The following is a 527-nucleotide window of genomic DNA, read 5'->3' on the forward strand; positions in this document are numbered from 1 at the left end:
TTATCTTTCCTATTGCCAGGGTTAGCGGCTCGCAGTGATAACTTCATCTTCAATGCCATTGGGCCGAATCTTCCGCAAATGGCACCGTATTTTGCTTTTTTGTTTTTAATTCCAGCTCCAATTTCGTTCTTTAAGCAGTATCAGCGAAAGCATAATTATCTTGCGACGACATCTCAAATCAGAGCACACAAAAACACGACTCCGCTTAATTCCCTCAGTTGGATTGAATTTGAAAGCTACATTGGCGAGTACTTTAAGCAGCAAGGCTACGACGTTAAACAATCTTTCTCAAAGCAGGCGGATGGTGGGGTTGATCTTTGGTTAACTAAAGACGGTGAGTTGAGTCTTGTACAATGTAAGCACTGGAAAGCTAGAAAAGTCGGAGTTCAAGTCTTAAGAGAAATGTATGGTGTGATGATCGACAATCGTGCTAGCAAAATGATCATCGTAACATCGGGAGATTTTACTTCTGAAGCTATTGCCTTTGCTCAAGAGAAGCGCCTGTGGTTGGTCAATGGTAGCGAGCT

At 42.5% G+C, this 527-nt stretch carries 1 protein-coding gene; it reads left to right on the top strand.

The annotated features are described in order from the left end of the window. The coding region (locus R7190_RS30440) for a restriction endonuclease (RefSeq protein WP_318138287.1) at window positions 1–527 on the top strand (527 nt) is incomplete at both ends.

Source organism: Vibrio sp. 1078-1, from assembly GCF_033340475.1.